Source organism: Enterobacter cloacae complex sp. BZL2005 (assembly GCF_049238885.1).
Taxonomy (GTDB): domain Bacteria; phylum Pseudomonadota; class Gammaproteobacteria; order Enterobacterales; family Enterobacteriaceae; genus Enterobacter; species Enterobacter roggenkampii.
This window is the reverse complement of sequence record NZ_JBMKGI010000005.1, coordinates 101,656-116,811: the sequence shown is the minus strand read 5'-3', so window position 1 is coordinate 116,811 and position 15,156 is coordinate 101,656. Positions and strand designations below refer to the sequence as shown.

The 15,156-nt window shown below is 53.2% G+C and carries 12 protein-coding genes and 2 tRNA genes; 3 read left to right on the top strand and 11 right to left on the bottom strand.

Annotated features, from left to right (window positions below):
- Positions 1-59: 59 nt before the first annotated feature.
- The 4 genes from infB to ACOTXI_RS11590 all read right to left on the bottom strand — a co-directional run bounded on the left by infB (position 60) and on the right by ACOTXI_RS11590 (position 5,039).
- Complete coding sequence (gene infB, locus ACOTXI_RS11605) at positions 60-2,747, bottom strand: translation initiation factor IF-2 (RefSeq protein WP_008501472.1); 2,688 nt, start codon at positions 2,745-2,747, stop codon at positions 60-62.
- A 24-nt stretch (positions 2,748-2,771) separates the two neighbouring features.
- Positions 2,772-4,274: a transcription termination factor NusA gene (gene nusA / locus ACOTXI_RS11600; protein WP_058655018.1), complete on the bottom strand. Its 1,503-nt coding sequence runs from the start codon at positions 4,272-4,274 to the stop codon at positions 2,772-2,774.
- 28 nt (positions 4,275-4,302) lie between these two features.
- A complete protein-coding gene (gene rimP / locus ACOTXI_RS11595; RefSeq protein ID WP_014833432.1) occupies positions 4,303-4,755 on the bottom strand; it encodes a ribosome maturation factor RimP in 453 nt (150 codons plus the stop codon).
- Positions 4,756-4,962: 207 nt separating this feature from the next.
- Positions 4,963-5,039: transfer RNA gene (locus ACOTXI_RS11590), tRNA-Met, on the bottom strand.
- Between the two features lie 287 nt (positions 5,040-5,326).
- On the opposite strand from ACOTXI_RS11590, the gene argG reads away from it, so the two are divergent.
- A complete protein-coding gene (gene argG, locus ACOTXI_RS11585) occupies positions 5,327-6,673 on the top strand; it encodes an argininosuccinate synthase (RefSeq protein WP_058655017.1) in 1,347 nt (448 codons plus the stop codon).
- 179 nt (positions 6,674-6,852) lie between these two features.
- Here the strand turns inward: argG and ACOTXI_RS11580 are convergent.
- The 6 genes from ACOTXI_RS11580 to rlmE all read right to left on the bottom strand — a co-directional run bounded on the left by ACOTXI_RS11580 (position 6,853) and on the right by rlmE (position 12,445).
- Positions 6,853-6,939: transfer RNA gene (locus tag ACOTXI_RS11580), tRNA-Leu, on the bottom strand.
- Positions 6,940-6,948: 9 nt separating this feature from the next.
- A complete protein-coding gene (gene secG, locus ACOTXI_RS11575) occupies positions 6,949-7,281 on the bottom strand; it encodes a preprotein translocase subunit SecG (protein WP_021242256.1) in 333 nt (110 codons plus the stop codon).
- 223 nt (positions 7,282-7,504) lie between these two features.
- Positions 7,505-8,842, bottom strand: coding sequence for a phosphoglucosamine mutase (gene glmM / locus ACOTXI_RS11570; protein ID WP_021242257.1), 1,338 nt, complete (start codon positions 8,840-8,842; stop codon positions 7,505-7,507).
- The gene (gene folP / locus ACOTXI_RS11565) at positions 8,835-9,683 is read right to left on the bottom strand and encodes a dihydropteroate synthase (protein ID WP_008501468.1); all 849 of its coding nucleotides are present in this window, start codon (positions 9,681-9,683) and stop codon (positions 8,835-8,837) included. Before folP ends, glmM begins: the two co-directional genes overlap by 8 nt.
- 98 nt (positions 9,684-9,781) lie before the next feature.
- A complete protein-coding gene (gene ftsH, locus ACOTXI_RS11560) occupies positions 9,782-11,716 on the bottom strand; it encodes an ATP-dependent zinc metalloprotease FtsH (RefSeq protein ID WP_013098921.1) in 1,935 nt (644 codons plus the stop codon).
- A gap of 102 nt (positions 11,717-11,818) precedes the next feature.
- On the bottom strand, positions 11,819-12,445 hold the full coding sequence (rlmE, locus tag ACOTXI_RS11555) for a 23S rRNA (uridine(2552)-2'-O)-methyltransferase RlmE (RefSeq protein WP_003861812.1): 627 nt from the start codon (positions 12,443-12,445) through the stop codon (positions 11,819-11,821).
- Positions 12,446-12,572: 127 nt separating this feature from the next.
- Here rlmE and yhbY point away from each other — a divergent pair, with 127 nt between their 5' ends.
- Complete coding sequence (gene yhbY / locus ACOTXI_RS11550; RefSeq protein WP_003861814.1) at positions 12,573-12,866, top strand: ribosome assembly RNA-binding protein YhbY; 294 nt, start codon at positions 12,573-12,575, stop codon at positions 12,864-12,866.
- 151 nt (positions 12,867-13,017) lie between these two features.
- Here the strand turns inward: yhbY and greA are convergent, their stop codons facing one another.
- A complete protein-coding gene (gene greA, locus ACOTXI_RS11545; protein ID WP_003861815.1) occupies positions 13,018-13,494 on the bottom strand; it encodes a transcription elongation factor GreA in 477 nt (158 codons plus the stop codon).
- A gap of 228 nt (positions 13,495-13,722) precedes the next feature.
- Between greA and dacB the strand changes: the two genes are divergently transcribed.
- Complete coding sequence (dacB, locus tag ACOTXI_RS11540) at positions 13,723-15,156, top strand: serine-type D-Ala-D-Ala carboxypeptidase (protein ID WP_008501466.1); 1,434 nt, start codon at positions 13,723-13,725, stop codon at positions 15,154-15,156.

Below are 15,156 nucleotides of genomic sequence, written 5' to 3'. Positions count from 1 at the left end.
AGCCCCTTTTTGAAATTATTGCCGGGTGGCGCGAGGCGATCCCGGCTTACAATCGGAAATTAAGCGATGGTACGCTGAATTTCGATGATCTCGAACACTTCGATCATATCGCCAACGCGAACGTCGTTGTAGTTCTTCACGCCGATACCACATTCCATGCCGTTACGGACTTCGTTAACGTCATCTTTGAAGCGGCGCAGGGATTCCAGCTCGCCTTCATAGATAACCACGTTGTCACGCAGTACGCGGATTGGGTTGTGACGCTTGATGTTACCTTCGGTAACCATACAGCCCGCGATCGCACCGAATTTCGGTGATTTGAACACGTCACGTACTTCAGCCAGACCGATGATCTGCTGTTTCAGCTCAGGAGACAGCATACCGCTCATCGCTGCTTTCACTTCGTCGATCAGGTTATAGATGACGGAGTAGTAACGCAGATCCAGGCTTTCGGATTCAATGACTTTACGCGCAGAGGCATCCGCACGAACGTTGAAGCCAACCAGGATAGCGTTGGAGGCAGCAGCCAGGGTCGCGTCGGTTTCGGTGATACCACCTACGCCAGAACCGATGATCTTCACTTTCACTTCGTCGGTAGACAGTTTCAGCAAGGAGTCGGAGATCGCTTCCACAGAACCCTGAACGTCGGCTTTCAGAACGATGTTCACTTCGTGAACTTCGCCATCGGTCATGTTGGCAAACATGTTCTCGAGTTTAGATTTCTGCTGACGAGCCAGTTTAACTTCACGGAATTTGCCCTGACGATACAGTGCCACTTCACGCGCTTTCTTCTCGTCACGCACAACGGTCACTTCGTCACCAGCAGCCGGAACACCGGACAGACCCAGGATTTCCACTGGAATGGACGGACCTGCTTCCAGCACTTCCTGACCCAGTTCGTTACGCATCGCACGAACGCGACCGTATTCGAAACCGCACAGAACAATATCGCCTTTATGCAGCGTACCTTCACGAACCAGAACGGTAGCAACAGGGCCACGTCCTTTATCCAGGAAGGATTCGATAACCGCACCGCTCGCCATACCGTTACGGATAGCTTTCAGCTCCAGAACTTCGGCCTGCAGCAGGATCGCGTCCAGCAGTTCGTCGATACCGGTACCCGCTTTCGCAGACACGTGTACGAACTGGCTTTCGCCGCCCCACTCTTCCGGCAGGATACCGTACTGGGAAAGTTCGTTTTTAACACGATCGGGATCCGCTTCTGGCTTATCGATCTTGTTCACTGCAACCACAACCGGCACACCCGCTGCTTTCGCGTGCTGGATAGCTTCGATGGTCTGCGGCATGACGCCGTCGTCTGCAGCAACAACCAGAACAACGATATCCGTCGCCTGAGCACCACGAGCACGCATGGAGGTAAACGCGGCGTGGCCTGGGGTATCCAGGAAGGTGATCATACCGTTGTCAGTTTCTACGTGGTATGCACCGATGTGCTGAGTAATACCACCCGCTTCGCCAGAGGCAACCTTGGTAGAGCGAATGTAGTCAAGCAGAGAGGTTTTACCGTGGTCAACGTGACCCATGATGGTCACTACCGGTGCGCGCGGTTCTGCCGCAGCACCTGTGTCACGGTCGCTCATTACTGCTTCTTCCAGCTCGTTTTCACGACGCAGGATAACTTTGTGGCCCATCTCTTCCGCAACCAGCTGTGCGGTTTCCTGATCGATCACCTGGTTGATGGTTGCCATCGCGCCCAGCTTCATCATTGCTTTGATGACCTGAGAGCCTTTAACCGCCATCTTGTTCGCCAGTTCGCCAACGGTAATGGTTTCGCCGATCACAACGTCACGGTTAACGGCCTGAGCCGGCTTCTGGAAGCCCTGCTGCAGAGCGGAACCTTTACGCTTACCGCCTTTACCACCGCGAACAGCCGCACGTGCTTCTTCACGGTCAGCTTTGGATTCCGCGTGCTTGTTACCTTTTTTCGCCGGACGCGCTGCTTTTGCATTACGACCACGGCCACGGCCGCCTTCTACTTCACGGTCGTTATCATCTTCAGCCTGACGTGCGTGCTGAGAAGTGGTCACGTGATAGTCGCTGGTGTCTTCAGACTGCTCAGCGGTATCAACACCGTTCTTCTCATTTTCTTCTGCCATGCGACGCGCTTCTTCGGCGACGCGGCGAGCTTCTTCTTCCAGCTTACGGCGGGCTTCTTCTTCCGCTTTACGCTTCAGCTCGGCAGCTTCATTTTCACGGCGGGCTTTTTCAGCCTGGGCGGTTTTGGTCATTTCGTCTGTCTGTTGATTGCTCACTTTGTCTTTTTCCGCAGCGTCACGCTTCACTTTATCACTTGCGTCGCGTTTCGCTTTTTCTGCGGCCTCACGTTCAGCTTTTAATTCTGCTTCACGTTTAGCGGCTGCTTCCGCCTCACGCTGAGCTTGTTCTTCCGCTTCACGCTGTGCCTGCTCTTCCGCGGCAAGGCGTTCTGCCTCTTGCGGATCACGTTTTACAAAGGTGCGCGTCTTGCGGACTTCAATTTGTACCGATTTGCTTTTGCCACCGGTACCAGGGATGTTTAACGTGCTACGCGTTTTGCGCTGCAGCGTTAACTTGTCAGGCGTAGAGCCGTGTTCACGGTTCAGGTGCGTTAACAAGGTTTGTTTTTCTTGCGCGGTCACCGAGTCATCAGCGGACTTCGGGATCCCTGCATCAGCAAATTGCTGTACCAGGCGGTCCACGGAGGTCTGAATCTCAGCAGCCAGCGATTTTACAGTTACATCAGTCATGCTGTTCCTTCCTGCTACAGTTTATTACGCTTCGTCGCCGAACCAGCAAATATTACGTGCGGCCATGATGAGCTCGCCGGCTTTCTCGTCGGTTAAACCTTCGATATCAGCCAGGTCATCAACGCCTTGTTCAGCGAGACCTTCCAGCGTACAAACACCACGGGCAGCCAGCTTGAACGCAATCGCACGATCAAGACCTTCCAGATTCAGCAGGTCATCAGCCGGCTTCTTATCGCCAAGGCTTTCTTCCTGAGCCAGTGCCAGGGTGGTCAGTGCGTTTTTAGCGCGTTCACGCAGGGCTTCAACGGTTGGTTCATCCAGACCGTCAATTTCCAGCAGCTCTTTCATTGGCACATAGGCCAGTTCTTCCAGCGTAGAGAAACCTTCTTCAACCAGAACAGTGGCGAAATCTTCGTCAATATCCAGGTATTTGGTGAAGGTATCGATCGCCGCATGGGCTTCAGCCTGATGCTTAGCCTGCAGGTCATCAACGGTCATGACGTTGAGTTCCCAGCCGCTCAGCTGTGACGCCAGGCGTACGTTCTGACCGTTACGGCCGATTGCCTGCGCCAGGTTGCCCGCTTCAACAGCGATATCCATGGTGTGTTTGTCTTCGTCAACAACGATAGACGCCACATCAGCCGGAGCCATTGCGTTGATCACGAACTGCGCCGGGTTGTCATCCCACAGAACGATATCAATACGTTCGCCGCCCAGCTCAGTAGAAACTGCCTGGACACGCGCACCGCGCATACCGACGCAAGCACCGACCGGGTCGATACGCTTGTCGTTGGTTTTCACCGCAATTTTCGCACGGGAGCCCGGATCGCGAGCCGCCGCTTTAATTTCGATAACTTCTTCACCGATTTCCGGTACTTCGATACGGAACAGTTCTACCAGCATTTCTGGTTTAGAACGGGTCACGAACAGCTGCGCACCGCGAGCTTCTGGACGCACAGCGTACAGAACACCACGAATACGGTCGCCCGGACGGAAGTTTTCACGCGGCAGCATATCTTCACGCAGGATCACGGCTTCAGCGTTACCCGGCAACCCTTCGGATTTGATCTCCAGAGAGATGTTGTCGCGGTTCACTTTCTTCACCACGCCAGTGATGATTTCGCCTTCCTGATCGCGGAACTGATCGACAACCAGCGCGCGCTCGGCTTCGCGCACTTTCTGCACGATAACCTGTTTAGCGGTCTGGGTAGTGATACGGTCGAAGGTCACAGATTCAATCTGATCTTCAACGTAGTCACCCACGTTCAGACTTTCGTCTTCAAAACGGGCGGCTTCCAGCGTGATCTCTTTAGTCGGCTGGGTCACTTCTTCAACGATTACCCAACGACGGAATGTATCGAAGTCACCGCTTTTACGATCGATTTCTACGCGAACATCGATCTCTTGTTCGTATTTTTTCTTGGTTGCTGTAGCCAGTGCACTTTCCAGCGCTTCAAAAATCTTCTCACGCGGCAGTGATTTCTCGTTGGAGACGGCTTCAACAACAGCCAAAATTTCTTTGTTCATCGCGGGCTTTTCACCTCAATCCAGACTGTTAAAAGTGGGGAACCAGGTTCGCCTTCTGGATATTACTCAGCGCGAACACTTCATCTTTGCCTTCGACTGTCACCGTGATCATTTCACCATCAACGGCTTTGATAATTCCCTGCCATTTACGGCGGTTCTGTACGGCCATACGCAGAACGAGAGCCACTTCTTCACCGGTAAAGCGCACATAGTGCTCGGCCGTGAACATCGGGCGATCGAGGCCAGGTGAGGAAACTTCCAGGTTGTACGCAACGGTAATTGGGTCTTCAACATCAAGAACCGCACTCACCTGGTGGCTGACATCAGCACAATCATCAACATTGATGCCATCTTCACTATCAATATAGATGCGCAGCGTCGATGTACGGCCGCGAACGAATTCGATGCCGACCAGTTCGTAGCCCAGTGCTTCGACCGGTGCAGTAATCATCTCTGTTAATTTTTGCTCTAATGTGGACAAGCCCACCCCCAAGACATAAAAAAAGGGCGTAAAGCCCAGTTATTCTGTAGTCAGATAACAAAAAACCCCGATAAATCGGGGCTTTAGATAACTGAACCCTATAGCCACAACTGTGGCCTGGAGCACTCTCCGAAAGAATTTTTTCAAATCCAGCTACGAAGGCTCTAAGTCTTCACAGTATATTTGAAAAAGAACTTTATGGGAAAGTGGTTGCGGGGGCCGGATTTGAACCGACGACCTTCGGGTTATGAGCCCGACGAGCTACCAGGCTGCTCCACCCCGCGCCTGAAACGTGGCAAATTCTACGCGTTTTGGACAGAATTTGCAAATAATGCTGGGATTTGGTACCGAAGACGGGACGTAAAATCGGCGTTTAGTATATTGATAGTTGACCCCACCTGTCAAGGCGACTTCCGCCAGATCGATCAGACCAAAATTTTTACAAAAAACGCACGAGTCTCTTCCGGTCTTCGCCAAAAGATGATTAAATGAATACTCACTTATTTTGCATAAAAATGCACAAGAGAGCGAAAGCGGTCTCTAATCAGTCAATCAAGCAGGGTTTTATTCTATGACGACGATTCTCAAGCATCTTCCGGTAGGACAACGTATTGGCATCGCTTTCTCAGGTGGCCTGGATACCAGCGCTGCACTGCTGTGGATGCGCCAGAAGGGAGGGGTTCCGTATGCTTATACTGCGAACCTGGGTCAGCCGGATGAGGACGACTATGATGCCATTCCTCGTCGCGCGAAAGAGTATGGTGCAGAGAACGCGCGCCTGATTGACTGCCGTAAGCAACTGGTCGCGGAAGGTATCGCGGCTATTCAGTGTGGTGCATTCCATAACACTACCGGCGGCCTGACCTATTTCAACACCACTCCGCTGGGCCGTGCGGTCACCGGTACCATGCTGGTTGCCGCCATGAAAGAAGACGGCGTCAACATCTGGGGTGACGGCAGCACCTATAAAGGAAACGATATTGAACGTTTCTATCGTTATGGCCTGCTGACCAACGCCGAATTGCAGATCTACAAACCGTGGCTGGATACCGACTTCATTGACGAGCTGGGTGGTCGTCATGAGATGTCCGAGTTTATGATCGCCTGCGGCTTTGACTATAAGATGTCCGTCGAGAAAGCCTACTCCACCGACTCCAACATGCTGGGTGCGACGCACGAAGCAAAAGACCTAGAATTCCTGAACTCCAGCGTGAAGATCGTTAACCCAATCATGGGCGTGAAGTTCTGGGATGAGAACGTGAAGATCCCGGCAGAAGAAGTGACCGTGCGTTTCGAACGTGGTCATCCGGTTGCGCTGAACGGCAAAACCTTCTCTGATGACGTTGAGCTGATGCTGGAAGCTAACCGTATTGGTGGTCGTCACGGCCTGGGCATGAGCGATCAGATTGAAAACCGTATCATCGAAGCGAAAAGCCGTGGCATCTATGAAGCTCCGGGAATGGCGCTGCTGCATATTGCTTACGAGCGTCTGCTGACTGGTATTCACAACGAAGACACCATTGAGCAGTATCACTCTCATGGCCGTCAGCTGGGCAAACTGCTGTATCAGGGCCGCTGGTTCGATCCGCAGGCGCTGATGCTGCGTGATGCGCTTCAGCGTTGGGTGGCGAGTGCAATTACCGGTGAAGTGACCCTGGAACTGCGTCGCGGTAACGACTACTCCATCCTGAACACCGTGTCTGATAACCTGACCTATAAAGCAGAGCGTCTGACCATGGAGAAAGGTGAGTCAGTGTTTTCACCGGACGATCGTATTGGCCAGCTGACCATGCGTAACCTGGACATCACCGATACCCGTGAGAAGCTGTTCAACTATGTTGAGAATGGCCTGCTCTCTGCGAATTCAGGTAACGGCCTGCCGCAGGTTGAAAACCTGGAACACAGCGATAAGAAATAATCGATAATGAAACATGCAAAAGGCGCCCAATGGGCGCCTTTTTGTTCGGCTTTTGTAGGGCGGGTAAGCGCAGCGCCACCCGCCATTTTGCCCGGTGGCGCTGCGCTTACCGGGCCTACGAACGGCAAAAGCTACAGACGAAAAAAAAGACGTCTTTCGACGTCTTTCTTCTGGAATATTGGTACCGAGGATGGGACTCGAACCCACAAGCCCGTTAGGGCACTACCACCTCAAGGTAGCGTGTCTACCAATTCCACCACCTCGGTACGGAATACTTACTGCGGGATATCGCTGGTTGGCTTAGCCGGTGCAGCTGGCTGAGTCTGCTCAGTTTTTGCTGGCGCGCTCAGGTTTTCCCACTCGCTTCCTTTGCTGGTCTTGTTGCTGTTGATATTGCCAAGCACCAGACTGATGATGAAGAACAGCGTCGCCAGAATCGCCGTCGTGCGGGTCATGAAGTTCGCAGAACCACTTGAACCGAACAGCGTACCGGAAGCGCCTGCTCCGAAGGAGGCTCCCATATCAGCGCCTTTACCTTGCTGCAGCATAATCAGCGCTACGAGAGCGATGGCTACAATAAGGAAAACAACTAAAAGAGCTTCGTACATAATCAACCTGTTCCTTGCGGATTTGCCGCATACCAATGCTTCGACCAATTAGCAGGATTTCTGTTTCCCACTGAAGCGGGTGTGAATACTAACCAAAGCGAATCACCTTCGCAAGGGCATTTTCGACGCATTGTATCAACTGCGGAAAAAAACAGCAAAAAGCCATTAATTGCTTAAAACAAAGGCGGCAAACGCCGCCTTTTTAAACATTTAGCGTGCAAGATTATGCAGCTTTAACAGCATCCGCAATACGGTGCGCAAATTCGGTTACCTGCGCTTCGTCTTCGCCTTCCACCATCACGCGGATCAGCGGTTCAGTACCAGACTTACGCAGCAGCACGCGACCACGGCTGCCTAGGGCAGCTTCAACGTCAGCCATCACCGCTTTCACGTTCTCATTTTCCAGCGGATCGCCTTTGCCGGCAGTGAAACGTACGTTTACGAGGATCTGTGGGAACATTTTCATGCCGCTGCACAGATCGTGCAGGCTCATATGGTTGCGCGCCATGGCGGCAACCACCTGCAACGCGGCCACAATACCGTCACCGGTGGTGGTTTTGTCGAGCAGGATCACGTGACCTGAATTTTCAGCGCCGATACGCCAGCCCTTCTCCTGCAATTTTTCCAACACATAGCGGTCACCCACTTTCGCGCGAACGAACGGAATACCGAGCTGTTTCAGCGCCAGTTCCAGGCCCATGTTACTCATTAGCGTCCCAACCGCACCGCCGCGCAGCTGACCCTGACGCAGACCTTCACGCGCTATAATGTAGAGGATCTGGTCGCCGTCGACCTTGTTACCTTCGTGATCAACCATGATCACGCGGTCACCATCGCCGTCCAGCGCAATACCCAGATCGGCTTTTTCTGCCAGCACGCGCGCCTGCAGGGCACGAACGTCCGTCGCACCGACCTGCTCGTTGATGTTCAGACCATCCGGCTCACAGCCGATGGCGATCACTTTCGCACCCAGTTCGCGGAAGACATTCGGGGCGATGTGATAGGTCGCGCCATTTGCACAGTCCACCACAATTTTGAGGTGGGCCAGGCTCAGCTCATTCGGGAAGGTGCCTTTACAGAATTCGATATAGCGACCCGCCGCATCAACGATACGGTTCGCTTTACCCAGCTCGGCGGAATCAACACAGGTGATCTCTTTTTCCATTTCAGCTTCAATGGCTTCTTCCACCTCATCCGGCAGCTTGGTGCCATCAATAGAGAAGAACTTAATGCCGTTGTCGTAGAACGGGTTGTGAGAGGCCGAGATAACAATCCCCGCTTCCGCACGGAAGGTGCGCGTCAGGTACGCGACCGCAGGCGTTGGCATTGGGCCTGTAAAAGAGGCGGACAGTCCAGCCGCCGCAAGCCCCGCTTCCAGCGCGGATTCCAGCATATAGCCGGAAATACGGGTGTCTTTACCGATGATAATTTTACGTGAGCCATGACGCGCCAGAACCTTGCCGGCAGCCCAGCCGAGCTTCAGGACAAAATCAGGGGTGATGGGAGCATCGCCTACGCGCCCGCGGATACCGTCGGTACCAAAATATTTACGATTACTCATAGCGTTTGTTTTCCTTCGCTGCCAGTGTGGCTTCCACCACACGCATGGCTTCTACTGTTTCTTTGACGTCATGGACACGAATGATGTGCGCCCCCTGCATCGCCGCAATCACCGCGCAGGCCAGGCTGCCGCTCAGGCGTTCGCTCGGGCCTACATTCAGCAACTGGCCAATCATCGATTTCCTCGACATCCCCACCAGCAGCGGCAGGCCAAAGTGATGAAATTCCGATAAGCGCGCAAGCAGCGCATAGTTGTGTGAGAGATTTTTACCGAAACCGAACCCCGGGTCGAGCAGCAATTTCTCTTTTGGGATACCGGCACGTTCACAACGTTCGATATGCTCAATAAAGAAGCGATTTACGTCGGCAAAGACATCGTCATACTTCGGCGCGTCCTGCATGGTTTTCGGTTGCCCCTGCATATGCATCAGGCAAACCGGCAGCCCGGTTTCCGCAGCCGCCTCAATCGCTCCCGGCTCGGTAAGTGAACGAATATCATTGATAATGTGAGCGCCCACTTTCGCCACTTCTCGGATGACTTCCGGTTTGGAGGTATCTACTGAGATCCACACTTCAAACCGCTGCGCGATTGCTTCAACGACCGGCACCACGCGCGCCAGCTCTTCTTCCACAGACACGTCCGCCGCACCGGGGCGCGTCGATTCGCCGCCAACATCAATGATGGTGGCACCTGCATTAATCATTAAATTCGCATGCTTAACCGCCTCGATAAGCGTGTTATGCGTGCCGCCGTCAGAGAAGGAGTCAGGGGTAACATTCAGGATCCCCATCACATGGGGATGTGAAAGATCGAGATGCGAGTCCTGAGCGAATAATTTCATGGCGAAATCCCTGATATGTAAATGGTTAAACAGAAATGAAAAACCCCGGAGCAAGCTCCAGGGTTTGAGGTACAAACAAACGCTTCAACAGCAGTGACTTACTTATCGCCCAACTGTTCTGACATGGTGTTGCCCGGGTTTGGCGTACGCGGTTCATCAACCGGACGCGGCGCACGCGGGGTGCCATTGTTGTCAGAGTTATTGGAAGCGCCTGGGTCTTCCCAGCCTGCTGGCGGACGCACTTCGCGGCGCGCCATCAGGTCGTCAATCTGCGGTGCATCGATGGTCTCATATTTCATGAGCGCATCTTTCATGGAATGCAGAATGTCCATGTTGTCATTCAGGATCTGACGCGCGCGACCGTAGTTACGTTCAATCAGCGCTTTCACTTCCTGGTCGATGATACGAGCCGTTTCATCGGACATATGTTTCGCTTTCGCGACGGAGCGGCCCAGGAACACCTCACCCTCTTCCTCTGCATACAGCAGCGGACCGAGTTTGTCGGAGAAGCCCCACTGAGTCACCATGTTACGTGCCAGGTTTGTCGCCACTTTAATGTCGTTCGACGCACCGGTAGAAACATGTTCCGGACCGTAAATAATCTCTTCCGCCAGACGACCGCCGTACAGGGTTGAGATCTGGCTTTCCAGCTTCTGACGGCTGGCGCTGATCGCGTCGCCTTCAGGCAGGAAGAAGGTCACACCCAGCGCACGACCGCGCGGAATAATCGTCACTTTATGCACCGGATCGTGTTCCGGCACCAGGCGACCAATAATCGCGTGACCCGCTTCGTGGTAAGCCGTGGACTCTTTCTGCGCTTCCGTCATCACCATGGAGCGACGTTCCGCACCCATCATGATCTTATCTTTCGCTTTCTCGAACTCCACCATCGATACGACGCGCTTGTTACCGCGAGCGGCAAACAGTGCAGCTTCGTTGACCAGGTTAGCGAGATCCGCACCGGAGAAGCCCGGAGTACCGCGCGCAATGATTGCCGCGTCGATATCTGGCGCCAGCGGTACGCGACGCATGTGGACTTTCAGAATCTGTTCACGACCGCGAACATCCGGCAGACCGACAACAACCTGACGGTCGAAACGGCCTGGACGCAGCAGCGCCGGGTCAAGTACGTCCGGACGGTTAGTTGCCGCGATAACGATGATACCTTCGTTACCTTCGAAGCCGTCCATCTCAACCAGCATCTGGTTCAGCGTCTGTTCACGTTCATCGTGACCACCGCCCAGACCTGCGCCACGCTGGCGGCCTACGGCGTCGATTTCATCGATGAAGATAATGCACGGTGCTGCCTTCTTGGCCTGCTCGAACATGTCACGCACACGAGATGCACCAACACCCACGAACATTTCAACGAAGTCAGAACCAGAAATAGTAAAGAACGGCACCTTCGCTTCACCCGCGATGGCTTTCGCCAGCAGGGTTTTACCGGTACCCGGAGGGCCGACCATCAGGACGCCTTTCGGGATCTTACCGCCCAGCTTCTGGAAACGGCTCGGCTCGCGCAGGTATTCAACCAGTTCACCCACCTCTTCTTTTGCTTCGTCACACCCGGCGACGTCTGCAAACGTGGTTTTGATCTGATCTTCCGTCAACATACGCGCCTTACTCTTACCGAACGACATGGCACCTTTGCCACCGCCGCCCTGCATCTGGCGCATAAAGAAGATCCAGACGCCGATAAGAAGCAGCATCGGGAACCAGGAAATGAAGATAGAAGCCAACAGGCTTGGTTCTTCTGGCGGCTCGCCTACCACTTTGACGTTTTTGGTCAGAAGGTTATCAAGCAGCTTAGGATCGTTCACCGGGATGTAAGTCGTGTAACGGTTACTATCTTTCTTGGTAACGTTGATCTCACGTCCGTTGATACGCGCTTCGCGAACCTGGTCCTGATTGACCTCCTGCAGGAAGGTAGAATAATCCACCTTGCGGCCATTCGACTCGCTGGGCCCAAAGCTCTGGAATACTGACATCAGCACAACGGCAATGACCAGCCAGAGTATTAGGTTTTTCGCCATGTCACTCAAGGGATTAACCTCATATTACAACTGTGTTAAAAACAGCGTCAGGATACTCTATATCCAGTTTCATTCAAACTTTCGTCTGAAATCTCCCGGTTATCATTTTCGCCCGGTCGCTACAATATACACTTCACGGGAACGGGCCCGGGAAGAGTCCGGCTTACGAACTTTGACCTTCGCAAACAGGGAGCGAATTTCCTTAAGATACTCCTCGAAACCTTCGCCCTGAAACACCTTCACAACAAAACTACCACCAGGCGCTAGTACATCACGACACATTTCTAACGCTAGCTCCACCAGATACATGGCGCGGGGGATATCCACCGCCGGTGTTCCGCACATATTTGGTGCCATATCTGACATGACAACCTGGACCTTACTGTCACCTACACGATCAAGTAACGCTTTCAGCACTAATTCATCACGAAAGTCGCCCTGAAGGAAGTCGACACCAACGATGGGATCCATTGGTAAAAGATCGCACGCGATGATTCGGCCCGTTCCGCCGATCTGCGTTACCGCATACTGGGACCATCCGCCAGGTGCCGCACCGAGGTCAACAACCGTCATCCCCGGCTTAAAAAGTTTGTCACTTTGCTGTATTTCATCAAGTTTAAACCAGGCACGGGAACGCAACCCCTTTTTCTGTGCCTGTTGAACATATTTATCGCTAAAGTGTTCCTGAAGCCAGCGGCTGGAGCTGGCAGAACGCTTTTTACCTGTCATTTAACATTTCCGTCCTGGTTCATCGTTACTTGCCTGTGACGTAAATTTCTACGCAGCTATTTGGCGATATTAGGGAGATGGCGGTAGAATGAACCGTTTTCAATCCCAACGTAAGCAAAAATATACGATGAATCTGAGTACTAAACAAAAACAGCACCTTAAAGGTCTGGCACATCCGCTCAAGCCTGTAGTGATGCTTGGCAACAATGGTTTGACCGAAGGGGTGCTTGCCGAGATTGAACAAGCGCTGGAACACCACGAGCTGATCAAGGTGAAAATCGCCTCTGAAGACAGAGACACTAAAAACCTGATCGTGGAAGCCATCGTGCGCGAAACCGGCGCCTGTAATGTACAGGTCATCGGTAAAACGCTGGTGCTCTACCGCCCATCTAAAGAGCGTAAAATCTCGCTGCCACGTTAAGGATATCCTGAATTAAACACATTTTCTGTGTGAAACGAGGGATTTCTGTCAGCAGGCGAGCAAAATGCCATGCTCCTTGAGTTGATAAAAGGCCGCTACGCGGCCTTTTTCTTTTCTTTACAATGTATCAACATCTTAGTAGAGAAGCGAATTACAGGTATTCAACCTTAATAATTTCGTATTCCACTTCACCACCAGGGGTGCGGATGGTGACAACATCGTCCTGCTCTTTGCCAATCAGGCCGCGAGCAATCGGTGAGTTCACCGAAATCAGGTTCTGTTTGAAGTCAGCTTCATCATCACCCACGATGCGATAGGTCTGCTCTTCGTCGTTGTCCAGGTTCAGCACGGTAACGGTTGAACCAAAAATCACACGGCCATTATTCGGCATTTTGGTGATATCGATAACCTGTGCATTGGACAGTTTTGCTTCGATATCTTTAATACGCCCTTCACAGAAGCCCTGCTGCTCACGCGCGGCGTGGTATTCAGCGTTCTCTTTCAGGTCGCCATGCTCACGCGCTTCCGCGATAGCGGCGATGATTTCAGGGCGACGTACGGATTTCAGAAAATCCAGCTCTTCGCGCAGTTTTTCGGCACCACGTAAGGTCATCGGAATAGCTTGCATTTGTTATACCTCTTAAACATTCCTGTTGGGAGCAGTGTTCCCTGCTCCAGCCCACCTGAACAGGCCAGAAGCAAAAAGAAAACCGACCCGGGAGCAACGCCCCAGGTCAGCAGCAATTTTTCAATTTGATACGCATTTTACCGCGAAGTTCACTATGGGTCATCGTTTACTTTGCAGTGCCATGCACCGTAGTATGACGGTTTGTTTTCGGGTTGTTAGCGCGAGATTATGCGATTTTCCAGTTTTATCATCGGATTGACTACCAGTATAACGTTCACCGCCCAGGCCGCGAATGTTGATGAGTACATTAATCAGCTTCCCGCAGGCGCGAACCTCGCCCTGATGGTGCAGAAGGTTGGCGCACAGGCTCCCGAGATTGACTATCACAGTCAACAGATGGCGCTGCCTGCCAGTACCCAAAAGGTGATCACCGCCCTCGCCGCTCTGCTCCAGCTCGGGCCTGACTTCCGTTTTACGACCACCCTTGAAACCAAAGGTAACGTCGAGGGTGGCGAACTGAAAGGCGATCTTATCGCCCGTTTTGGCGGCGATCCTACCTTTAAACGCCAGGATATCCGCAATATGGTTGCGGTGCTAAAAAAAACCGGCGTGCAGAAAATTGATGGCAATGTGCTGATCGACACGTCCATCTTTGCCAGCCACGACAAAGCCCCGGGCTGGCCGTGGAACGACATGACGCAGTGCTTTAGCGCCCCGCCCGCCGCCGCGATTGTTGACCGCAACTGCTTCTCGGTTTCGCTTTACAGTGCGCCAAAGCCGGATGATTTAGCGTTTATCCGTATCGCGTCCTACTACCCGGTCACCATGTTTAGCCAGGTTCGCACGCTGGCCAAGGGTTCCCCCGATGCCCAGTATTGCGAACTGGATGTGGTGCCAGGCGACCTTAACCGCTTCACGCTCACCGGCTGCCTGACGCAGCGCGCCGATCCGCTGCCGCTGGCCTTTGCGATACAGGATGGCGCAAGCTATGCAGGCGCCATTCTGAAAGATGAGCTGAAACAAGCGGGAATAACCTATTCCGGCACCCTGCTTCGTCAGACGCAGGTCAACCAGCCCGGCACGGTCATCGCGAGCAAACAGTCTGCGCCGCTGCACGATTTACTGCGAATTATGCTGAAAAAGTCGGACAATATGATTGCCGATACGGTGTTCCGCATGATTGGCCACGCCCGTTTCGGCGTGCCGGGAACCTGGCGCGCGGGCTCAGACGCGGTACGTCAGATTCTGCGCCAGCAGGCGGGGATCGATCTGGGTAATACCATCGCCGTCGATGGCTCCGGCCTGTCGCGCCATAATTTGATCTCTCCGGCCACGATGTTGCAGGTGCTTCAGTACATTGCACAGCATGACACTGAGCTAAACTTTATTTCAATGCTGCCGCTGGCCGGACATGACGGTTCACTGCAGTACCGCGCAGGGCTTCACGCTGCCGGCGTGGATGGCAAAGTCTCCGCGAAAACAGGCTCACTGCAGGGGGTTTACAACCTTGCAGGCTTCATCACTACCGCCAGCGGACAGCGCATGGCATTCGTGCAGTATCTTTCCGGCTATGCCGTCGAACCGACCGATCAGCGCAATCGTCGTATTCCGCTGGTTCGCTTCGAAAGCAGGCTTTATAAGGACATCTACCAGAATAACTAG